Source organism: Rhizobium pantanalense, assembly GCF_030182525.1.
Taxonomy (GTDB): domain Bacteria; phylum Pseudomonadota; class Alphaproteobacteria; order Rhizobiales; family Rhizobiaceae; genus Rhizobium.
Genome location: NZ_JAQJCH010000001.1, coordinates 73,282 through 93,915, shown reverse-complemented (window position 1 = coordinate 93,915; position 20,634 = coordinate 73,282). Strand labels below are relative to the sequence as shown.

At 59.6% G+C, this 20,634-nt stretch carries 20 protein-coding genes; 7 read left to right on the top strand and 13 right to left on the bottom strand.

The window, feature by feature from the left end; genetic code table 11:
- Positions 1-3: 3 nt before the first annotated feature.
- The 3 genes from PH558_RS00480 to PH558_RS00470 form a co-directional block, all read right to left on the bottom strand.
- The gene (locus PH558_RS00480) at positions 4-870 is read right to left on the bottom strand and encodes a carbohydrate ABC transporter permease (protein WP_095435887.1); all 867 of its coding nucleotides are present in this window, start codon (positions 868-870) and stop codon (positions 4-6) included.
- Positions 871-872: 2 nt separating this feature from the next.
- Positions 873-1,766 (bottom strand): carbohydrate ABC transporter permease, encoded by an 894-nt coding sequence (locus tag PH558_RS00475; protein WP_285201566.1) that lies wholly within the window; start codon positions 1,764-1,766, stop codon positions 873-875.
- A gap of 189 nt (positions 1,767-1,955) precedes the next feature.
- Complete coding sequence (locus PH558_RS00470; RefSeq protein WP_285201563.1) at positions 1,956-3,272, bottom strand: type 2 periplasmic-binding domain-containing protein; 1,317 nt, start codon at positions 3,270-3,272, stop codon at positions 1,956-1,958.
- Positions 3,273-3,451: 179 nt separating this feature from the next.
- Between PH558_RS00470 and PH558_RS00465 the strand changes: the two genes are divergently transcribed.
- The 4 genes from PH558_RS00465 (at position 3,452) to PH558_RS00450 (ending at position 6,880) form a co-directional block, all read left to right on the top strand.
- Positions 3,452-4,243: an IclR family transcriptional regulator gene (locus tag PH558_RS00465; protein WP_095436363.1), complete on the top strand. Its 792-nt coding sequence runs from the start codon at positions 3,452-3,454 to the stop codon at positions 4,241-4,243.
- A gap of 65 nt (positions 4,244-4,308) precedes the next feature.
- Positions 4,309-5,145: an amidohydrolase family protein gene (locus PH558_RS00460; protein ID WP_285201562.1), complete on the top strand. Its 837-nt coding sequence runs from the start codon at positions 4,309-4,311 to the stop codon at positions 5,143-5,145.
- A gap of 30 nt (positions 5,146-5,175) precedes the next feature.
- Positions 5,176-5,721, top strand: coding sequence for a MaoC family dehydratase (locus PH558_RS00455; RefSeq protein ID WP_095435891.1), 546 nt, complete (start codon positions 5,176-5,178; stop codon positions 5,719-5,721).
- A 1-nt stretch (position 5,722) separates the two neighbouring features.
- Complete coding sequence (locus tag PH558_RS00450; RefSeq protein WP_095435892.1) at positions 5,723-6,880, top strand: CaiB/BaiF CoA transferase family protein; 1,158 nt, start codon at positions 5,723-5,725, stop codon at positions 6,878-6,880.
- A 118-nt stretch (positions 6,881-6,998) separates the two neighbouring features.
- On the opposite strand, the gene tal is transcribed toward PH558_RS00450, so the two are convergent.
- Entirely contained in the window at positions 6,999-7,964 is a 966-nt protein-coding gene (gene tal / locus PH558_RS00445; protein WP_095435893.1) for a transaldolase, read from the bottom strand.
- 500 nt (positions 7,965-8,464) lie between these two features.
- Between tal and PH558_RS00440 the strand changes: the two genes are divergently transcribed.
- A complete protein-coding gene (locus tag PH558_RS00440) occupies positions 8,465-9,454 on the top strand; it encodes a sugar-binding transcriptional regulator (RefSeq protein WP_095435894.1) in 990 nt (329 codons plus the stop codon).
- 262 nt (positions 9,455-9,716) lie between these two features.
- On the opposite strand, the gene PH558_RS00435 is transcribed toward PH558_RS00440, so the two are convergent.
- Together PH558_RS00435 and PH558_RS00430 are read right to left on the bottom strand one after the other, a co-directional pair.
- Positions 9,717-10,589 carry a methylated-DNA--[protein]-cysteine S-methyltransferase gene (locus PH558_RS00435; protein WP_113409096.1) on the bottom strand — a complete coding sequence of 291 codons (873 nt, stop codon included), beginning with the start codon at positions 10,587-10,589 and terminating at the stop codon, positions 9,717-9,719.
- A 111-nt stretch (positions 10,590-10,700) separates the two neighbouring features.
- Positions 10,701-11,204: a DUF2244 domain-containing protein gene (locus PH558_RS00430; protein ID WP_095435896.1), complete on the bottom strand. Its 504-nt coding sequence runs from the start codon at positions 11,202-11,204 to the stop codon at positions 10,701-10,703.
- 22 nt (positions 11,205-11,226) lie between these two features.
- Here PH558_RS00430 and nth point away from each other — a divergent pair, with 22 nt between their 5' ends.
- A complete protein-coding gene (gene nth, locus PH558_RS00425; RefSeq protein ID WP_285201548.1) occupies positions 11,227-12,006 on the top strand; it encodes an endonuclease III in 780 nt (259 codons plus the stop codon).
- Between the two features lie 2 nt (positions 12,007-12,008).
- On the opposite strand, the gene PH558_RS00420 is transcribed toward nth, so the two are convergent.
- Positions 12,009-12,725, bottom strand: coding sequence for a sulfate transporter family protein (locus PH558_RS00420; RefSeq protein WP_285201547.1), 717 nt, complete (start codon positions 12,723-12,725; stop codon positions 12,009-12,011).
- Positions 12,726-12,978: 253 nt separating this feature from the next.
- Here PH558_RS00420 and PH558_RS00415 point away from each other — a divergent pair, with 253 nt between their 5' ends.
- Positions 12,979-13,830, top strand: a complete 852-nt coding sequence (locus tag PH558_RS00415) for a MurR/RpiR family transcriptional regulator (RefSeq protein ID WP_285201546.1) — start codon at positions 12,979-12,981, stop codon at positions 13,828-13,830.
- Positions 13,831-13,835: 5 nt separating this feature from the next.
- Here PH558_RS00415 and PH558_RS00410 read toward each other — a convergent pair whose 3' ends face one another.
- The 6 genes from PH558_RS00410 to PH558_RS00385 form a co-directional block, all read right to left on the bottom strand.
- Positions 13,836-15,419, bottom strand: a complete 1,584-nt coding sequence (locus PH558_RS00410; RefSeq protein ID WP_113409094.1) for an FGGY-family carbohydrate kinase — start codon at positions 15,417-15,419, stop codon at positions 13,836-13,838.
- Between the two features lie 20 nt (positions 15,420-15,439).
- Positions 15,440-16,114 (bottom strand): HAD family hydrolase, encoded by a 675-nt coding sequence (locus tag PH558_RS00405; protein ID WP_095435899.1) that lies wholly within the window; start codon positions 16,112-16,114, stop codon positions 15,440-15,442.
- 98 nt (positions 16,115-16,212) lie between these two features.
- A complete protein-coding gene (locus PH558_RS00400; RefSeq protein WP_285201545.1) occupies positions 16,213-17,694 on the bottom strand; it encodes a mannitol dehydrogenase family protein in 1,482 nt (493 codons plus the stop codon).
- Between the two features lie 148 nt (positions 17,695-17,842).
- Positions 17,843-18,847, bottom strand: coding sequence for an ABC transporter ATP-binding protein (locus tag PH558_RS00395; protein WP_095435900.1), 1,005 nt, complete (start codon positions 18,845-18,847; stop codon positions 17,843-17,845).
- Positions 18,848-18,858: 11 nt separating this feature from the next.
- Positions 18,859-19,701 (bottom strand): carbohydrate ABC transporter permease, encoded by an 843-nt coding sequence (locus PH558_RS00390; protein WP_112722610.1) that lies wholly within the window; start codon positions 19,699-19,701, stop codon positions 18,859-18,861.
- A 1-nt stretch (position 19,702) separates the two neighbouring features.
- Positions 19,703-20,575: a carbohydrate ABC transporter permease gene (locus PH558_RS00385; RefSeq protein WP_095435901.1), complete on the bottom strand. Its 873-nt coding sequence runs from the start codon at positions 20,573-20,575 to the stop codon at positions 19,703-19,705.
- Between the last annotated feature and the right edge of the window lie 59 nt (positions 20,576-20,634).

Here is a 20,634-nt window from a genome sequence, read left to right as displayed (position 1 = left end):
AGATCAACCTTTGACCGCACCGAATGTCAGACCCGACACCAGATGCTTCTGAATGATGAAAGTGAGAGCGAGCGCCGGAATGATCATCACGACCGCCAGCGCGCACATGCCGCGCCAGTCGATGGTGAACTCGGCCGTGTAGTCGAGCAGGCCCACAGGCAGCGTCTTGGAATCGACGGAACGCGTCAGCTGCGAGGCGAGAGCATATTCATTCCAGCAGGTAAGGAAGGCGAAGATGCCGGCCGATGCGATGCCGGGGCCTGCTAGCGGAAATTCCACCTGCCAGAACGCCTGCCAGCGCGTGCAGCCGTCGATCTGCGCGGCCTCGGCGAGATCCTTCGGTACCTGTCGGAAGAAGCCATCGATCAGCCAGATCGTGAACGGCACGTTCAGCGCGACATAGGTGAGGATCAGGCCGAAATGCGTATCGATGATGCCGAGCCGCGCATAGACCATGAAGAGCGGCAGCGATAGCGCCACGCCGGGTACGGAGCGCGTCAGCATCAGCCCGAGGAACACGGCCGATTTGCCTGCGAAACGAAAGCGAGCGAAGGCATAGCCGCCCGACATTCCGATGACGAGGGCAATGGCGGTCGAGGTGACGGAGATGATGAGCGAATTGCGGAAATAATCCCAGACGGGGATGCCGCCCTGCCCGACGCCGCTGAACATGGCGCGATAGGCTTCCAGCGACAGCTCCTGCGGGATCCAGACCGGCGGCTTCGCCATGATTTCCACGGTCGGCCGTAGAGAGCTGATGACGATCCAGAAACCGGGCAGGCAGATGATAAGCATCGCGAGGAAGAGGCCGATGAGATAGGCGACCTTCCAGAGGCGGCGCTGCAGGCGTTGTTGAGCGTTGCGATCCATGATTACCACTCCGCTCCGATCTGGGTGCGGGCAAGCGCCAGCTTACGGAAGAAATAGACGGTGAAGACGATCGAAAGGATGATCGAGACATAGGCCATGGCATTGGCGAGCCCCATCTGCGCGTCGGCATAGGCAGTGCGCCCGACCAGCGTCCAGATCAACTCCGTGCGCCGCGCCGGCCCGCCATCCGTCATGATCTTGACGATGTCGTAGGCGCGGGCAACGTCGAGCGAACGGATCGTCATGGCGATGAAGGCGAACGGCATCAGGAACGGCCAGGTGACGTAGCGGAAGGTCTGCAAGCTGGTGCAGCCATCGACCTTGGCGGCCTCGACCGGCTCCTGCGGCATGGCGAGCAGACCGGCTAGGATCAGGATCGCGAAGACCGACGTCGACGACCAGACTTCGGCAATGACGATGGAAAACAGTGCCAGATTGCCATCGATCAGCCAGGGAATGGCCGTCTCGGTAATGCCCAGGGATTGCAGGGCATTGTTGATGATGCCGACATTGTCGTTGAACATGAATTTGAACTGGAAGCCGACGAGAACGGGCGAAAACATCATCGGGAACATCATCAGCGTGCGCAGCACGCGCTTGCCGTAGGTCGCCTTGTTGACCAGCAAAGCCAATCCGAGGCCAAGCAGCATTTCCAGATTGAGCGCGATCGTCAAAAGCACCACGGTGCGCACGAAGGCGGCGAGGAACACCGGATCCGAAAGGATGCGCATGTAGTTGCGCAGACCGATGAAGGTGAAGAGTGTGGCCGGCCGCGTCAGGCGAAACGGCGTGAAGCTGGAATAGAAGGAGAGCAGCAGCGGAAACAGAACCACCGCCGCTAGGACGATGATCGCCGGAAGAAGAAGCAGGACCGGTGGAGATATTCTTTTGAGCATGGTTTGCACCTGTCGGCATTCCTCGGCAGCGTGGCCCGGACTGCGTGGAATGGATTGCTTGGGACCGAGAAGCCGGCAGCAAACCGGCAGGGCAGACCGGCCCCTTACGGTGCCGATCGAAAACCATTCTCGAACTCAGTTTGCGGAAATCCCGCACGCCCGAGACGCGCGGGATTTCGATAGCACCTCTTAGAGAGCGCCAGCGTCCTTCAGAACATCGGTTGCCTTCTGCGCCGCAGCGTCGAGCGCCTCCTTCGAGCTCTTGTCGCCGAGGATCGCGGCCTGAAGCTCGGGATAGACGACGTTGGAAATCTCGATCCATTGCGGCGTGCGCGGAACCGGGAAGGCATATTTCATGGCTTCCTGGAAGGTGCTCAGAACTTCCTTTTTGTAAGGGTCGGATGCAGCCTGCTGGATATCCCAATCCCATACGGCCTTGCGGGTCGGCAGCGTGCCATTGGCGGCTTCGAGCTTCTGCGAGTCGTCGTTCGTCAGGAACCAGACGAGCGAAGCGGCTGCATCCTTGTGGGCACAGGCTTCGGTGACCGAGAAGCCATGATGTCCGGACCAGCCGGTGTGCTTGCCCGAGGAACCGGCGGGCTGCACGACGACACCGACATTGCCGGCGATCTTCGAAGACTTCGGATCATTGAAATAGGTCGCCCAGCCCGGCCAGTCGAGATCGAGGGCGATCGAACCAGAGGCAAAGCCGGCACCGAGATCGTCCCAGAGATAGTTGGTCGTGCCGGCCGGAACAGCCTTGGCCTTGTACATGTTGACGAACCAGTCGAGCGCGCGCACGCCGGCTTCGGAATTGAAGGCAGGCTTGCCGTCCTTGTCGAGATATTCGCCGCCTTCGGCGACGAGCATTTCATAGAAGCGGCCGTTGATGGCCTCTTCCTTGCCGGGGAATTGCGTGCCGAAGAAGTTCGGCGGGTTGGAGAAGAAGATCGCCTGATCGGAGACTTCCTTCCAGGTCTTCGGTGGCGCCAGATCGTAGCCGTACTTCGCCTTGAACGCCGTCTTCTTGGCCTCGTCGTTATAGAGGCTCTTCTGATAGTAGAGCGCCGAGACGTCGAACTGGGCACGCGGCAACATGATCAGACGGCCGTCGATGGTCGAGGCCTGAATTGTGGAATCGACGAACTGGGCGATTTCTTCCTTTGGCAGCAGCTTCGAAAGATCGGTGTAGAGATCAGGATATTGCGGCGCGAAGGACGAATGGTTCGAGCCGACGCACCAGGAGATGCTGCCCGAGGCCATGTCCGACTTGATTTCCTTATCGAGCTCGAAGTGGTTCTTCTTCGACAGGATGTTGACCTTGGCGCCGGTTTCCTTCTCCCACTCGGAAATGCGCGCGTAGAGCGGCTCATATTGCTGACCGCCGATGAGCTTGGCGTCGATCGTCACACCCGGAAATTTACCCGGCAGATCGGCAGCGAAGACCGCTGTGCCGGCAAGCAATGCCATCGTGCCGGCAGCTAAACCGGCCCTCCAATTCCTCATCGAACTTCCTCCCTTAAGCTCGGACCCCTTGTCCGATCGTCCTCGCGACCCAAATATGGATCAATGATTTATAAGTAAACATCTTATTCATTGGCCGTCAAGCCGCGATCGTGCGCTTGTAAAATGCCTTCATTCATATATGAATGATAGTTCACGTTTCTTCGCATGGGGACTTGTTGATGAGCATAGAAGACGACAGTGATCGCTACCGCGCACCGGCGCTGGACAAGGGGCTCGACATTTTGGAGCTGCTGGCAACGATCGATGGTGGCCTGACGCAGGCCGAAATCGCCAAGGCGCTCAATAAGAGCCCCAACGAATTCTACCGCATGCTCGATCGTCTCGTACGGCGCGGCTATGTGCAGCGGCAGGATGGCGATCGTTTCTATCTGACGCTGAAGCTCTTCGGCCTTGCGCATTATCATGCGCCGGTGCGTCGCCTCGTCTCCTTCGCCACACCGCTGATGCGCGAATTCTCCAACCGTGCCGAACAGGCCTGTCATCTGGCGATTTATGATCGCGGCTCGGTCGTCGTCATCGCACAGCAGGATTCGCCGACCTATTGGGGCATCTCCATCCGCGTCGGCGCGCAGATCAATCTCTATAATACCGGCTCCGGCCATATTCTTCTGGCATTCCGGGATGCAAAGCAGCGCCAGATGATGATCAACGAGCAGAGACGCCAGGAACAGGATCCGGAGGAGCCGCCTGCCGATCTCGAGGAAAAGCTCGCAGCAATTCGTGAAAAGGGCTTCGAAACCATGAGCAGCCTGCAGACGAGCGGCGTACACAATATTTCCGCGCCCGTGCTGGCAATGGACGGCAACGCGCTTGCCGCCCTCACCTGCCCCTATATCGAGCCAGTGAACCCGAAGGCGCCTACGCGCGAGCAGGTGGTCGAATATGTCCGGGAAGCGGCCAAGCAAATCTCCGAAACCGTGGCCGGCACAGTGGACAAGGCCGAGTTATAATTTTTATTTGAATAAACTATTCTTCTGTGAGTATATGTTGAGCAAGCAGGTATGGGAGGAACGCCATGCTTTTCGACAGCCATCTGCACATCGTCGACCGGAAACGTCTCGCCTATCCTTGGCTGGCCGGCACCGGCGCGCTCAATCGCGACAGCCTCTATGAAGACTATGCGCGCGAGGCCAAGCGGCTTGGGATCACCGATACGCTTCACATGGAGGTCGACGTCGCCGAGGATGATATCGAACGGGAAAGCGATTACGTCAAAGGCCTGAGCCGTGAGCCCGGCAGCCTCCTCAGGGGTGCCATCGCCGCCTGCCGCCCTGAGAGCACGAACTTCCCCGCCTATCTCGAACGCGTACTTGCCGATCCTTTCGTCAAAGGTTTCCGCCGTGTACTGCATGTCGTGCCAGATGACGTCTCCGAGGGCTCCCTCTTCCGCGAAAACCTGAAGCGGCTCGGCAATACCAGGCTCACCTTCGATCTCTGTGTCCTGCCGCATCAGATGTCCAAGGCGCTCGCGCTCATCGACCTCAATCCCAATATCCGCTTCGTCCTCGACCATTGCGGCGTACCGGCGGTGAAGGATGGCTTCAGCGAAAGCTGGGCGGCAGGGATCACGGAAGCGGCGAAACGCCCGAATGTCATCGTCAAGATTTCCGGTGTGATCGCCTATGCAGATCCAGACAACTGGACGCCAGAAACGCTGCGTCCCTTCGTCGAACATTGCATCGCAAGCTTCGGCTGGGATCGTGTCATATGGGGCAGCGATTGGCCGGTCTGCACGCTCGGCGGCAATCTCTCCACCTGGGTCGCAGCCACCCACACGCTGATGCAAGGCGTAAGCAGCGACGAACGAAACCGGCTCTATCGCCTCAATGCCAAGCGCCTCTGGTCTCTTTGAGATCGGAGGTGTTCCATCGAAAGACACGTCATGACCGCCACCGTCGGCATATCCAGCACCCATCCGAAGACCATGCCGGCCGATCACGCCGAGATTCCTGTCTGGAATGCGGAAAACTGGTTCTACGAAGATTTCGAAATCGGCCAGAAGATCCGCTCGCTGCGCCGCACGATCTCCGAAGGCGAGTCCCAGCAGTTCAACGCGCTGGTGCTTGACATGCATCCTTACGTCAGCGATCAGATCTTCGCCGAAACCGAGGGCCTGTTCGGCAAGCGGCTCGTTGCCGGTGCCTTCGTCTTTTCTGCCGGCCTCGGGCTCGTCGCCACCAATTGCGTCAACGCCTTTTCCTATGGCTACGACAAGCTGCGCTTCATCAAGCCCACCTTCATCGGTGAGACGATCTACACCATCCGCACCAATCTGGATAAGCAGCCGAAATATGCCGAGCTCGGCCTGATCCGCTCTTCTTACGAAGTCTTTAAGGGCGAAGGCGAGCTGGTGCTCTATTGCGAGCATATCCAGACCGTACGCTACAGGAACGGTCGGCCGGCGGACGCACCGCCGCTGAAAGTCTGACATGACCAAGGATAACGAAGACGGCCTGCTCTCCGGCATCATCGTGCTGGATATGAGCCAGTTTCTTGCCGGCCCGATGGCGGCGCTACGGCTCGGCGATCTCGGCGCGAGGATCATCAAGGTCGAGCGGCCCGATGGCGGCGATCTCTGCCGCCGGCTTTATCTCAGCGACACCGAGATCGGCGGCGATTCCACGCTCTTTCACGCCATCAACCGCGGCAAGGAGAGCTTTGCCGTCAATATGAAGGATGAGGGCGACCTGCAGGAACTGCGCCAGCTCATCGCCAAGGCCGACGTCATCATCCAGAATTTTCGCCCCGGCGTCATCGAAAGGCTTGGCCTCGACTACGCTGCCGTTGCCGCGATCAATCCGCGCATTGTTTATGGCAGCATCACCGGATACGGCCCTGACAATGAATGGCGCCACTTCCCCGGACAGGATCTCCTGGCCCAGGCCCGCTCCGGCGTCATGTGGCTGAATGGCGAGGCGGATGACGGGCCTGTGCCCTTCGGCCTCGCCGTCGCCGACATGCTGGCCGGCAATCTCCTGGTTCAGGCCATCCTTGCCGGACTGGTGCGCCGCGGCGTCACCGGCCACGGCGTGCATGTGGAGACGAGCTTGCTGGAGGCGCTGGTCGATTTCCAGTTCGAAGTGCTGACCACACATCTGAACGACGGCGGCCGACTGCCGAAGAAATCCGCCGTGCGCAATGCCCACGCCTATCTCGCGGCGCCGTATGGCGTCTATCGCTGTGCCGATGGCTGGCTGGCATTGGCGATGATGCCGCTGGAAAAACTCACGCCACTGCTCGATCTGCCCGCGCTTGCCGGTTATACGCCGGATGATGCCTTCCAGCGCCGCGACGAGATCAAGAGCATGATCGCCAACCGCCTGCGGGAAAAGACGGTTCAGCAATGGCTCGCCATTCTGGAGCCCGCCGATATCTGGGCGGCGGAAGTGCTGGATTGGCCGAAACTCTTGCAAAGTGCCGCCTTCCGTAAGCTCGAAATGCTGCAGACGGTGACACGCAATGACGGAACATCCGTGTGCACGACGGCAAGCCCGATCCGGGTGAATGGTGTTCGAGCCAAGAACGATATGGCGGCGCCGACGATCGGCGAGCAGTCAGACAAGGTCAGGGCGGAGTTTCTTCGGTAACTCATCGCACATTTTGTATGCGCTGGCCTGACATATCTTCCAAAACGAAAAAGGGCGCCGCATCCCTGCGACACCCCTCTCAAATCATAACTCCCCAAAGAGAGAGCCAATCTCACTTTCAAGCCGCAGCGAGCTGCAGCTCCTTGCTGACCATGGCGCGCAGCGTGCCGAGATCCTTGGCGAAAGCACGGATGCCTTCGGAAAGCTTCTCGGTTGCCATTGCGTCTTCGTTCATCATCCAGCGGAAGGTCTTTTCGTCGACGGCGATCTTCTCGACCGAGCCCTTGGGCTCCGGCGAGAGCTTGCGCTCCAGCTTGCCTTCGTCCTTGGAAAGCTCGTCGAGCAGGTTCGGGCTGATCGTCAGGCGATCGCAGCCGGCCAGCGCTTCGATTTCGCCGGTGTTGCGGAAGGAGGCCCCCATGACGATCGTCTTGATGTCGTTGGCCTTGTAGTAGTGATAGATGTCGCGCACCGAGATGACGCCCGGATCTTCCTCTGCCGTGTAGTCCTTGCCGGTCGACTTCTTGTACCAGTCGAGGATGCGGCCGACGAAGGGCGAGATCAGGAATGCCTTGGCGTCGGCGCAGGCAATCGCCTGGGCCTTGCTGAAGAGCAGCGTCAGATTGCAGTCGATGCCTTCCTTCTGCAGCACTTCGGCGGCGCGAATGCCTTCCCAGGTGGAGGCGAGCTTGATCAGGATGCGGTCACGCTCGATGCCGCGCTCCTTGTAGGCGGCGATGATGGCGCGGGCCTTGGCAAGCGATGCTTCGGTGTTGAAGGAGAGGTCGGCATCGACTTCGGTGGAGACGCGACCGGGAACGAGGCCGGAGAGCGCTGCGCCGACGGAGATCGCCAGACGGTCGGCAACTGCGGCAACGACGGCTTCGGAGGCGCCGCCCTGCTTCTTGCCCCAGGAAACGGCTTCCTTGATCGCGTCGGCGAACATCGGCGTGCCAAGCGCCTTCAGCACGATGGTCGGGTTGGTGGTGCAATCCACCGGCTTCAGGCGAGCGACTGCCTCTATATCGCCGGTATCGGCCACGACCGTCGTCATGGCGCGGAGTTGATCAAGCTTGGAAGTCATAACAGGTATCCTTGTTGAATGAGGCCCATTTGGATGGGAGATATCGGGCAGCAGATCCGATCTTTTCGTCGGGCGGACTTGAAGGCGTCAGGGATGCAGCCTTCCTTCTCCTATGTTTCGGTAACGGGATAAAAAGCGCGAAAGTTCCATTTCCGGTGAACGGCCGAGCGATGAGGAGACAACCTTCCGAAAACAGGCTTTTCGCCGGCACCGGGCGCCCTATATGGCTCCCTGTCCGGCCTGGCACTTGCTCGGAGCAGCACTCGCACATTGTCCTCCTCGATTGGACAAGACCGAATTCCTCACCACCGACTATCAGCAATCTCACACGGAAAAGTCAAGGACATTTGTGCAATTCGATTGACATAAGTTTCATGTCATAGAATATCTGCAGCAGAAGAGCCGATCTCGCCTGCTCCTGTCATCCGCCATAGCCACATTTCGCTCTCAGGCGGATCATGACGTTAAATGACGTGTGCGACAATCTTGCCGGAGGACCTGTGGCCAAACTGAGACGCGGAACCCATACCGCTTATTCGGAGACCTCCTCCCTGAGGCTTCGCGCCGCCTGGCTCTATTACAATCAGGGTCTGACGCAGAAGGATGTTGCCGAGCAGCTCGGCATCAGCCGCACCACGGTCATCCGCTTGCTGGACGAGGCCATGCGCCGCGCCGAAGTGCAGATCTGGATCACCGAAGGCATCGATGATTGCGTTGAGCTGGCGATCAAGCTCGAACGCACCTATGGGCTCGACGAGGCGATCGTCGTTCCCGAGCCCGCCGGCGGCAATGTCAACGCTCAGGCAAAGAGCGTCGGCCTGGCACTCGGCCAGTTCCTGACGGAAGCCATCCCCGACAATTATACGATCGGCGTCGGCTGGGGCCGCACGATGACCGCGTCGCTTGCAAGCTTCCGCCCGACCCGCCGCGACAATTGCAAGGTGGTCTCCCTGCTCGGCGGTATCGTCGCGGTCCACCAGACAAACCCGATTGACTATACGTGGCGCCTGGCAAGCCAGCTTGGCGCGGAATGCTACATGTTCCTGGCGCCGCTTCTCGTCGATTCTGTCGAGACCAAGCGCAATCTCATCGAAAAATGCGGCCTCGAGGCCATCTACCGGCTGGCCGAGAACCTCGATCTCGCCATTGTCAGTTGCGGCGATATCGGCCCGCAATCGACCTCCTTATCGGAGGGCTTCATTTCGAAGCGGGAACTGGAGGAGCTGATCGACATGGGTTGCGTCTGCGACACCATGTTCAACTTCCTCGATGCCGACGGCAATTCGGTGGATCATCCGATCAACAAGCGTGTCATGTCCGTCGATCTCGATACGCTGAAAAAGGCAAAGCACATCGTGATCTCCTCCGGCGGCGCCCACCGCGCCCAGGCGATCAGCGCCACCATCAAGCGCATCGGCTGCAATACGCTGATTACGGATGAGAGCGCTGCCAAGGCGCTGCTGCAGATGGCTTTGGCGAAGGCGGCTTGAGCAATTGCATTTGAGTATGCGGAGGGTGCATACCCCCTCTGTCACTTCGTGACATCTCCCCCACAAGGGAGAGATTGTAGGGAGTTTGCGGCTCCCTCCAGCGAATGCTCCACAATGGTAATTTCAGCGAATTCGATATCTGCTTTGAACTAAGAAGCCGCTGCGGATTACCAATCTCCCCCTTTGTGGGGGAGATGTCCCGAAAGGGACAGAGGGGGATATCACGGGCACCGCAACCTCGGAGCTACAAGAGCTCGCCCCCTCAAGCATCCCCCGCTTCCCACCCCAGCATCGCCCGCTTGCGCGTCAGCCCCCAGTGATAGCCCGTGAGCTGACCGTTCTTCCCGAGCGCGCGATGGCAGGGCACGACGAAGGAGATCGGGTTGCGGCCGACAGCTGCGCCCACGGCCCGCATCGCCGTCGGCTGGCCAATATCCTTGGCTATGTCGGAATAGGTCACCGCGCGGCCCATTGGGATCTTCAACAGGCTTTCCCAGACGCGAAGCTGGAAATCCGAGCCGATCAGCACGACGCGCAGCGGCTGGTCGCTCGACCAGTTCGAGCGCTCGAAGATGCGGGCCGCATAAGGTGCCGTCGCATTTGGATCCTCGATGAACTCGGCATTAGGCCAGCGGCAGGTCATGTCTGCGAGGCAAGCCTTCTCATTGCCGGAATCGCTGAAGGCGAGACCGGCAAGGCCGCGATCCGTGACCATGATCAAGGCGAGGCCGAAGGGCGAGATATGAAACGCATAGCGCATCACCAGACCGCTGCCCCTCGCCTTCCATTCGCCCGGGGACATCGCCTCATGCGTGACGAAAAGATCATGCAGCCGGCTCGGACCGGAAAGACCGACCTCGAAAGACGTCTCCAGGAGCGGCAGATCCTCCTTGCGCAGGAGCCGCTTGGCATGATCGAGCGTGACGGCCTGCAGGAACGCCTTGGGCGACAGACCGGCCCAGCGCGTGAACGTCTTTTGCAGCTGGGTCGGCGACTGGCCGAGCCGGTCAGCAAGCATCTCCAGCGACGGTTGATCGCGATATTCCTCGGTGATGAGCTCGATGACCTCCCGCACGGTGTCGTAATCCTGACCTTCCGGGGTGATGTCTTTCTTCAGCTGTGCAATCGCATTCATGATCTTTCTCCTTGGAAAGGAGAAAACCACGGCAAGAGGGCTAAAACCACCCGTTTCTTGCGCATGTGGTCTCTCTGCGAAAATGTGATGTCGCCGATTTGGGCAGGCTGCTCATATCCGCTGTGTTACGGTCGCCAAGGCACGTTTGAAGGCCTTGGCAAAACTCTCACGATCCTCCGGATTGAGGAAAGAGCCGACATCGGTGTCGTGGTTTCTGTCCCGGACATGCATGGAAACAACGCCGATCTCGCTGTGACGGCGAACCAGGAAGCGCGTCCAGAACGGATTGAAATCATGTTCCACCATGCGGCCCGTCGGCGAGAATTTCCGGATGGAAACGTTGGTGCGCGATACCGTCACCTCTTCGCGCACACGGCCCGAGCGGTAGTTCAGCCAGAAGGCACCATAGAGCAGGAAGAAATCGGCGCCGAAGAAAATGCCGATCGGCCAGGCGCCGCGCGTGACGAAGAGAATGCTGTAGAAGAGACAGAAGATGCCCGCCAAGGCCAGCATGACCCTGAACCCCTTTCGCGGCAGCGAGCGATGGGGAAACAATTCGGCGGCGAAAACCGGCCTGTTGCCGTCTCCAGCCGTATCGGCGTTGCGTTTCGTCATAGGACTTGAGTATAGGTCGCTTATGGCAAATCCAAAGATCAAATCCAGCGCCCAAACCGCGAAAAAGTCAAATGTGACCGCAGGCCGCAAGCCGGCGGGAAAGAGCCTTTATTCCAAAGCGGACCTGGAAGAGATCTTCCGGCGCTTCTCCATCCAGCGGCCGGAACCGAAGGGCGAGCTCGAGCACGTCAATCCTTTTACGCTGGTCGTTGCCGTGGCGCTTTCAGCGCAGGCGACCGACGCCGGCGTCAACAAGGCGACGCGTGCCCTCTTTGCCGTTGCCGATACCCCGCAGAAGATGCTCGATCTCGGCGAGGAACGCATCCGCGAATATATCAAGACGATCGGCCTTTACCGCAACAAGGCGAAGAACGTCGTGGCACTATCGGAAAAGCTGATTACCGACTTCGGCGGCGAGGTGCCGCGGACGCGCGAAGAGTTGATAACCCTGCCCGGCGTCGGCCGAAAGACCGCCAATGTCGTGCTCTCCATGGCCTTCGGCCAGGCGACGATGGCCGTCGATACGCATATCTTCCGCATCGCCAACCGGCTGCTATTGGCTCCGGGCAAGACGCCCGACGAAGTCGAGCAGCGGCTGATGAAGATCATCCCCGATCAGTATCTCTACCATGCCCACCATTGGCTGATCCTGCACGGCCGCTATGTGTGTAAAGCGCGTAAGCCCGAATGCGAGCGCTGCGTGATCGCGGACCTCTGTCGCTCGCCGGAAAAGACCTGGGACATCCCCGCTCCCCTGGTCGAACTTCCGGCGCAGATCATCGGGGCTGAAGCGGCAGGCTGAATCTATCGAAGGCGCGGGTTTGCTTCCTTGTGCGAGATCAGCTTGTGCAGATGCACCATCATGCCGGCAGCAAAGAGCGGCGTCAGCAGATTGAGAAGCGGGATTGCCAGAAAGGCCGCGATGACCAGACCGGCCAGAAAGACCGTGACGGCGTGCTTGACGCGGAATTGCCGCGCCTCGTCGGGTGAGCGGAAGCGCATGGCGGCGAATTCGAAGAATTCGCGTCCGAGCAGATAGCCGTTCACCAGAAAGAACGCGATCAGGTTGACGCCCGGAATGAACAGCAGGAACAGCGCCACAATATTGCCGACGATGACGACGCCGAGAAACCGCACGGAGCTTTTCATCGCCGCCACAATCGGCATCGCCGTTCCGGGCGCATCGCCTGGATAATCGTGCTTTTCCACAACTTCGGCGACATCATCGAGAAAGAGTCCCGCAATCAGGGCCGTGACCGGCGAAATCAGCAGCGCCATGGCCAATGCCAATGCAATGCCGGCGAAGATGGCAAGGAAGAGCGTAAGCCAACCCGTCCAATCCGAGGTGGACGGCATAAAGCCCTGCAGCCAAGGCAATACGAAGGAATTGAAGGCGCCTCGCAGGACGAACCAGAGCACGAGAAGCGCCAGCAATGTGAGACCCAGAACCTTCCAGAAAACCTTGCGCGTCTCCGGCGCAAAGAGATTTTCTAGGGAGAGGCGGGCAGCAAGGCCAATCATTCGGTCTACCTCTTTTGGTGGCAGTGGGACACTTAAGAAGCGGTTGCATCGATATCAATATCCCGTGCAGATATATGAATGTGCCAATTAAAAATTTGAATTATTGTAATACAGTTTGCACTAATATATCCTGTACGCCACATTAAGAACAACAACCGCAACAAGATCGGCGGCCCGTTCAAAATTGAATGGCAAATTGACATAGAAATTGACGCAACAGAACATCGAAAAGACCACCAAAGGGGCGCAAAACTTGGAAGACCTGAGTCAGAAACTTAGACAATATATAAAGATCGGCACTCCCGCCGAACGAAGAATTGCTAAGTATTTCTCCGAGCATCTGAATGAACTACCGTTCGAGACGGCTTCCTCCGTTGCCGACAGGCTGGAACTGAGCCCGATGACGGTAGGACGGTTTTTGCGGTCGCTCGGCTATCACGGTCTGGATGGGATAAAGGTACATCTCAAGGAAAATGCGCCCAGCCTCACGTCGCAATTGCCCAATATCCTCGAACAGCTTCAGAAGGACGCAAGCGAAGGTCGCCCCCTTGCAACGCAAATTGCCGAACAGGTCGAGATGCTGCAGCATATCTACAACCTCGCCGGCCAGCCGCAATGGCGCGACGCGGTTGCGACAATTCTGTCCTCCGGCAATGTCTTCATCACCTCCCATCCCAGTCTCGCGGGGATTGGCCGCTATTTCCGCGACCGCCTGACCTTTGCCCGTGATCAAGTCCTTTTCCTCGATGGCGCCAATGGCAGCTATATCGAGCTGTTCGGCGAGCCATCCGAGGATGCGCTCCTCGTTGTCATCGATTCCGCGGGTTTCGTCACATCGCGTCTTCTGGCGCGTTCGGCTCGTCGCGCGGGCTGCAAGGTATTGCTGGCAACCGGTCAATTCACGGAATGGGCGCATGAATTCGCAAACATAACGCTGTCCCTGCCGCCCCAACGAGCCAATAGCCACGAAAACCTTGCAGCCATAATGGCGCTAATGGAATATCTCGCGATTTCAGTCGCTCACGCCGCAGGTGAAACGGCGGAAATGAGAACGCGCCGCATAGAAGAGCTTCAAGGTATATTCGCCCAGGCGCCGCTCCGGTAAGCCACCTATTCCATGGCGTCCAGTTCTGCGCGGTGGCGGTACATGGCGAGAAAACGCCGGTAATCGCGATCGTAGAGTTCTTTCTTTTCCGCATTCGGCAGCCGCTCGTGACCGCCCGGATACATGGCGGCGCCGGCAACTCCGAGGCTTTCGTGAATCCCGCAGGAGACGGAGGCGGCGATTGCCGTGCCGAGCAGGACCGTCTCGTTCATCTTCGGGATGACCACTTTGCAGCCGGTCACGTCGGAGTAGAGTTCCATCAGCACCGAATTCTTCACATGGCCGCCGGCGACATGCAGCGTGTCGGGCACGTAGCCGTAATCCCGCATTCGCTCCAGGATATGGCGAATGCCGAGCGCAATGCCGACGCTGGTGCGCCAGTATAGCCGGCAGAGGCCATCGAAGGAGGCGTCCAGCGTCATACCGCTGATGACGCCCAATGCATGCGGATCGGCAAGCGGCGAGCGATTGCCGTGAAAATCGGGCAGCACATGGATACGCCCGCCGAGGGAATCACCTTCCGCAGGCCTGAGCTCGGCAATCCGCCGGACGATACGATCGTGCAGCACCGCCGTCGGAGGTCCGCCGGCTGCATGCATGCTGACGATATGGTCGAGCAATGCGCCCGTGGCCGACTGCCCGGCCTCGGCAAGCCACATCCCGGGGAAAACGGCCTCGTAATATGGCCCCCACATGCCCGTGCTGCGTTTGCGTTCGCGCGCAAAGGAAACCACGCAGCTCGAGGTTCCGGCAATCAGCGCCAGCTGATGCTCCAATGTGGCGGCATCGCCTGCATGGGCCGCAAGCGCGCCGAGCGCGCCCGCATAGGCGTCGATCATGCCCGCACCGACATGGCATTCACGGTCGAGACCCAGCGCTTGCGCCGCTTCGGCCGTCAGTGTGCCGATGGACCGGCCGACGGCAACGCTCTCGTCGGGCAGGCTGCCGCGTTCGCGCAGATCGCCAAGACCGATCACGTTGAGAAAATCGGCCTGCCAGCCCGGCTCACGATGCGCGAGGTAATTCCATTTCGCCACCAGCGTCGAGCGCGACCGCGCAAGCGAACCGGTCGCCTTCCAGGTCATGAAATCGGCAAGATCGAAAAAATAGCCGGCCTGCGCCCAGCTTTCCGGCAGGTTCTCCTTCAGCCACATCAGCTTCGGCATTTCCATTTCCGGCGACATGAACTCGCCGGAATATTCGAGAACCGCATGACGCGTCGCCGTGCAGTAATCTGCCTCGGCCAGTGCCCGATGATCGAGCCAGACGATGGTATCGAATCTCTTCTCGCCACCGGTGGAAACGGTGAGTTGCCCGCCATCGCGATCACGCACGACCAGCGAACAGGTCGCATCGAAGCCGATCGCACCGATGACGGACGCATCGACACCGGATGCCTTCAAAGCTGCGCGAACGGCGGTGCAGACGGCGGCCCATATATCTTCGGAATCATGCTCGGCGTGGTTCTCGCGCGGGCGATTCATCAGGATCGGATGTTCGCTTTTTCCCAGCAGTGAGCCGCTCGCCGTGAAGACACCGGCGCGTGCGCTACTTGTGCCGATATCGACCGCAACCACGTGATCACGCATGCAAAAGAGGTCCCGCCCACTTATCTCTTGTTGCGGACAAGTTGTATCAATTCCGGCATCGCGTCAAACACGACTTCCGGCGAAAGCTGCTCCAGCTCCGCCCGGTAGCTGGGCGAATGGGCATGCGAACCGCCGGTGAAAGCGAAGACCGTCATGCCGGCCGCGCGCGCTGCCGTGATCCCTGCCGGACTATCTTCGACGACAATGCAATCCTTCGGCGGAACGCCCATTTTTTCGGCCGCATAAAGAAAGAGATCCGGCGCCGGCTTGCCGCGCTTGACCATGGTGGCGCTGAAAATATTCGGCTCCAGTTTCTCCAAAAGGCCGGTGACGCCGAGCGAGAGACGGATGCGCTCAAGCTGGCTCGACGAGGCGACGCAGCGCGGCAGCGAAAGTGCATTCAGCGTTGCCCCGATACCGTCGATCGGCTTCAATTCATGCTTGAAGCGTTCATAGAGATCGTTGCGGATACGGTCGAGAAATGCCTGGTCGATGAAGACATCGAACTCCGTCTGCATCGTGTCGACGAGCGTCGCCAGGCTCTTGCCGAGGAAGCGGCTGTAGACATCCTCCTCGCTCATCTCGACGCCGACATCATGCATCGCCCGGATGAGCACGCTGACCGACAGCGGCTCGCTGTCGACAAGCACGCCGTCGCAATCGAAGATTACGAGCCCTGTTCCCGCATCCGCCATCACAGATCCAACCTGAATTTTGTTGCTGTCCCGCCAGCCGGAAACCCGGCACGGCAATGGAAAACGGCCGGAACAGGAGAGGTCCGGCCGCTTGAAAATTATTCCGCGAGTTTGTTGTCCAAGTATAGCTGCAGGGTGACGCGGGTACCCTTTTCCCACAGCGTTTTCAGTGCATGCGCGAAGCGCTTGCGGAAGAGATCGGATTTGGCCACATCGCCGAAGATGTCGTCGAAGACCAGGAAGGCATTCGGATCGTCCTTCGCCTTGAGCGCGGCTTCATGCAGCCGATCGGCGCTGGCATCGTTGAAGACGATATCCTTGCCGCTGTCGCTTTTGCCGGCGAAGTAACGGCACCACAGCGCCGAAACGAGGGCAAGGCCGACAATATCCTCGCCGCGGCGGAGACGATCGGCTGTCGATGGCAGGATGAACTTCGGCTGGCGGTTGGAGCCGTCCTGCGCCAGGCGCGGGATAGTATCGGCGATCTTCGGATTGGAGAAGCGGTGCTCGATCAGCTTGAAGTAATCCGCAAGCACCGTGTTCGGCACCGGCGGGATGACGGGGATGATCTCGTCATTCTCGAGCTTGGCGAGGAAGGCTCGGATCAACGGCTCTTCCATGGCCTCATGCACGAAGTGAATGTCCATCAGAGCCGCCGGATAGGCGATCGCCGCATGGCCGCCGTTGAGGATGCGAATCTTCATGTGCTCATAGGGCGTCACGTCGGGCACGAAAGTCACGCCGACCTTTTCCAGCGGCGGGCGGCCTGCGGGGAAGTTGTCTTCCAGCACCCATTGCTTGAACTCTTCGCAATAGACGGGCCAATTGTCCTCGATATCGAAGACTTCTTTCAGCAGGTCGATCTCGCGTGCGCCAGTTGCCGGCGTGATGCGGTCGACCATGCCGTTCGGGAAGGCGACGTTCGCAGCGATCCAGTCGGCAAAGGCCGGATCGGACAGCTTTGCCGTGCCGACGACAGCGGCTTTGGTGACGCCACCATTGTGGGGGATGTTGTCGCAGGACATGACGGTAAAAGGCTGCAGGCCGGCGGCGCGGCGCGCCTTAAGGCCGGCGACGATCAGGCCGAACACAGTCTTCGGCGCATCCGGGTTCTGCCCATCGGCCACGATTGCCGGATGGGCGGGATTGAACTTGCCGGAGGCATCGATGAAATACCCCCCCTCGGTAATCGTCATCGAAACGATGCGGATCGCGGGATCGGCAAGCTTGGCGATGATTGCCTTGGCATCGCCGACCGGCAGGATGTCGACCATCGGCGCAGTCACGCGCGCGGCCGTGCGATTATTGTCCTGCTCGACCACTGTCGTCAGAAAATCCTGGGCAGCCAGCTTCTCGCGCATGGCCGCATCCGACGGCAGCACGCCGGCGCCGATGATCGCCCAGTCATGGGCCTCGCCGGTATTGAAAAGGTCGTCGAGATAGATTGCCTGATGGGCACGATGGAAATTGCCGACACCGAAATGCACGATGCCCGCCGAAAGCGACTTCCGGTCATAAGCAGGAATAACCGCCTTTGCAGCCGCCTGCTGGAGAGTTGCGAGCGATAATTTGCACGTCATGTCTCTGGTCCTTTTGAAGGTCTCTGGCTCCGGGCAGCTCGGGAACGCCGCACCGGCTGGTATGCTTGACCGGTCCACGTAGATCGATGGACGCGAACCGGAACAGATGCATCGGCCGTGCGCGCTCAAGCGCACACGGCCTTGGCTTTCAGGCTGAAATCGCCAGCCCTTCGGCGTTGAACCGGTGAATATGCGCCTTGTCCGGTGTCAGGTAGACCGTATCGCCGGCCCGGGCCGGGAAATCGCCCGAGCCGCGCGCGGTCACCGTGCCGATCCCGTCAACATCGATATGCAGGAAGGTGTCGGAACCGAGATGTTCGGCAACGAGAACCTTGCCCTGCCAGTCGCCCGACGTGGTCGACAGCAGCACGTGTTCCGGCCTGACGCCGATCGTGTCGCCGCCGAAGCTCTGGGCATAGGCGCCCTTGACGAAGTTCATCTTCGGCGAGCCGATGAAGCCGGCGACGAAGAGATTGCGGGGGCTGCGGTAGAGCTCCAGCGGCGAGCCCACCTGCTCGATATTGCCGCGGTTGAGCACGACGATCTTGTCGGCCATGGTCATGGCTTCCACCTGATCGTGCGTGACATAGACCATCGTCGTCTTCAGCTGCTGATGCAGTTCGCTGATCTCGAGGCGCATGTTGACGCGCAGCGCCGCATCGAGGTTCGACAAGGGCTCGTCGAAGAGGAAGGCGGCCGGCTGGCGCACGATGGCGCGGCCGATCGCGACGCGCTGGCGCTGACCGCCGGAAAGCTGGCGCGGTTTGCGCTCCAGATAATCCGTCAGGTTCAGGACGCGTGCGGCATCCGCAACCTTCTTGTCGATTTCCGCCTGCGGCATGTTCGCCATCTTCAGCGGAAAGGCGATGTTCTTGCGCACGCTCATATGCGGATAGAGCGCATAGGACTGAAACACCATGGCAAGGCCGCGCTCGGACGGCTTGAGATTGGTGCCATCCTTGCCGTCGATCATGATCTGGCCGCCGGAGACATCTTCCAGGCCGGCGATCAGGCGCAGCAGCGTGGATTTGCCACAGCCCGACGGGCCGACGAAGACGACGAACTCGCCGTTATCGATCTCAAGATCAATGGAAGGAATGACCTTGGCTTCGCCGAAGACCTTGGAGACTTGTTTGAGAACAATGCTACCCATGTTTCTCTTCCTTACTTAACCGCGCCGAAGGTCAGGCCGCGAACGAGTTGCTTCTGGCTGAACCAGCCGAGGATCAGGATCGGAGCGATCGCCATGGTCGATGCCGCCGAAAGCTTGGCATAGAACAGGCCCTCCGGGCTGGAATAGGAGGCGATGAAGGTGCTCAGCGGCGCCGCGTCTACCGCGGAGAGATTGAGCGTCCAGAAGGCCTCGTTCCAAGCAAGGATGATGTTGAGCAGCATCGTCGAGGCAAGGCCCGGGATCGCCATCGGCGTCAGCACGTAGATGATCTCCTTGGCAAGCGTCGCACCGTCCATGCGGGCGGCCTCGAGGATTTCGCCGGGAATTTCCTTGAAGTAGGTGTAGAGCATCCAGACGATAATCGGCAGGTTGATGAGCATCAGCACGACGACCATGCCCACCCGGCTGGCGAACTGGTTGTTCAGGAGGCCGAAGCTCTGGAACAACAGGTAGATCGGAATGAAAGCTCCGACCGGCGGCATCATTTTCGTCGACAGCATCCACATCAGGACGTCCTTGGTTCGCTTGGTCGGCGAGAACGCCATGGCCCAGGCGGCAGGCACCGCAACGAGCAGACCGAGAATGGTCGAACCGAAGGCGATGATGACCGAGTTGCCGAAGTGGAGGAAGTAATCCGAGCGCGACTGCACCTCGAAATAGTTCTCCAGCGTCCAGTGGAAGAAGAGGAACTGCGGCGGCGAGGCAATCGCATCGCCTTCTGTCTTGAAGCTCGTCAGGATCGTCCACAGGATCGGGAAGAAGATGAGGATTGCCACGATCCAGGCGGCGACCGATACGACGATCTTGCGTTGCGTGGTGATTTTGCGTGCCATCTCAAGCCTCCAGATTCTTGCCGACTGCGCGCATCAGGAAGATCGCGACGATATTGGCGAGGATGACGGCGATGATGCCGCCCGCCGATGCGCCGCCGACATCCTGCGACAGAACGATCTGCGAATAGACGAGATAAGTGAGGTTGGTCGTCGCCGTTCCGGGACCGCCATTGGTGGTGACGAGGATCTCGGCGAAGGCCGACAGCATGAAGATCGTCTCGATCAGGATGACGACGGTGATGGCCCGTGCCAGATGCGGCAGGATGATGTAGATGAACTTCGAAACCGGTCCCGCGCCATCCATCTCGGCAGCTTCCTTCTGCTCCTCGTCCAGCGACTGCAGGGCCGTCAGCAGGATGAGTGTTGCGAAAGGCAGCCACTGCCAGGCGATGATGATGATGATCGACAACAGCGGAACCGTCTCCAGCCAGGTCAGCGGATCAAGCCCGAAGAACCGGAAGAGATGTGCCAGGAGCCCGTTTACCGGGTTCATGAACATATGCTTCCAGATGAGGGCTGCGACCGTCGGCATCACGAAGAAGGGCGCAAGCACCAGCATGCGCACGATGCCCTGGCCGAAGATCGGCTGATCAAGAAGGAGAGCGAGCGCAATGCCGCCGATGACGGTGATCAGCAACGCACCGCCGACGAGCAGCAGCGTCACGATCAGCGAGCTCAGAAAGGCAGGATCGGTGATGAAATATTCGTAGTTGAGAAACCCGAGGAAATCATGCGTGCCGGGGTTCAGAAGATTGTAGTTCAGCGTCGAGAAATAGATCGTCATCACGAGCGGGACGATCATCCACGCAAAGAGGAGCAGAACCGAAGGCGCCATCATGACGCGTGCGGTGGAACGGGTGTGCAACGTTGCCATGGCAAGTACCGACCTATCTTTAAAGGAGGGGGTGGCCGCGGACCGGCTGAAACAAAAGG

Bases quoted from the DNA above. Each gene is read 5' to 3' on its own strand.
- PH558_RS00480 (WP_095435887.1), bottom strand. From the start codon at position 870: ATGGATCGCAACGCTCAACAACGCCTGCAGCGCCGCCTCTGGAAGGTC.
- PH558_RS00475 (WP_285201566.1), bottom strand. From the start codon at position 1,766: ATGCTCAAAAGAATATCTCCACCGGTCCTGCTTCTTCTTCCGGCGATC.
- PH558_RS00470 (WP_285201563.1), bottom strand. From the start codon at position 3,272: ATGAGGAATTGGAGGGCCGGTTTAGCTGCCGGCACGATGGCATTGCTT.
- PH558_RS00465 (WP_095436363.1), top strand. From the start codon at position 3,452: ATGAGCATAGAAGACGACAGTGATCGCTACCGCGCACCGGCGCTGGAC.
- PH558_RS00460 (WP_285201562.1), top strand. From the start codon at position 4,309: ATGCTTTTCGACAGCCATCTGCACATCGTCGACCGGAAACGTCTCGCC.
- PH558_RS00455 (WP_095435891.1), top strand. From the start codon at position 5,176: ATGACCGCCACCGTCGGCATATCCAGCACCCATCCGAAGACCATGCCG.
- PH558_RS00450 (WP_095435892.1), top strand. From the start codon at position 5,723: ATGACCAAGGATAACGAAGACGGCCTGCTCTCCGGCATCATCGTGCTG.
- tal (WP_095435893.1), bottom strand. From the start codon at position 7,964: ATGACTTCCAAGCTTGATCAACTCCGCGCCATGACGACGGTCGTGGCC.
- PH558_RS00435 (WP_113409096.1), bottom strand. From the start codon at position 10,589: ATGAATGCGATTGCACAGCTGAAGAAAGACATCACCCCGGAAGGTCAG.
- PH558_RS00430 (WP_095435896.1), bottom strand. From the start codon at position 11,204: ATGACGAAACGCAACGCCGATACGGCTGGAGACGGCAACAGGCCGGTT.
- nth (WP_285201548.1), top strand. From the start codon at position 11,227: ATGGCAAATCCAAAGATCAAATCCAGCGCCCAAACCGCGAAAAAGTCA.
- PH558_RS00420 (WP_285201547.1), bottom strand. From the start codon at position 12,725: ATGATTGGCCTTGCTGCCCGCCTCTCCCTAGAAAATCTCTTTGCGCCG.
- PH558_RS00410 (WP_113409094.1), bottom strand. From the start codon at position 15,419: ATGCGTGATCACGTGGTTGCGGTCGATATCGGCACAAGTAGCGCACGC.
- PH558_RS00405 (WP_095435899.1), bottom strand. From the start codon at position 16,114: ATGGCGGATGCGGGAACAGGGCTCGTAATCTTCGATTGCGACGGCGTG.
- PH558_RS00400 (WP_285201545.1), bottom strand. From the start codon at position 17,694: ATGACGTGCAAATTATCGCTCGCAACTCTCCAGCAGGCGGCTGCAAAG.
- PH558_RS00395 (WP_095435900.1), bottom strand. From the start codon at position 18,847: ATGGGTAGCATTGTTCTCAAACAAGTCTCCAAGGTCTTCGGCGAAGCC.
- PH558_RS00390 (WP_112722610.1), bottom strand. From the start codon at position 19,701: ATGGCACGCAAAATCACCACGCAACGCAAGATCGTCGTATCGGTCGCC.
- PH558_RS00385 (WP_095435901.1), bottom strand. From the start codon at position 20,575: ATGGCAACGTTGCACACCCGTTCCACCGCACGCGTCATGATGGCGCCT.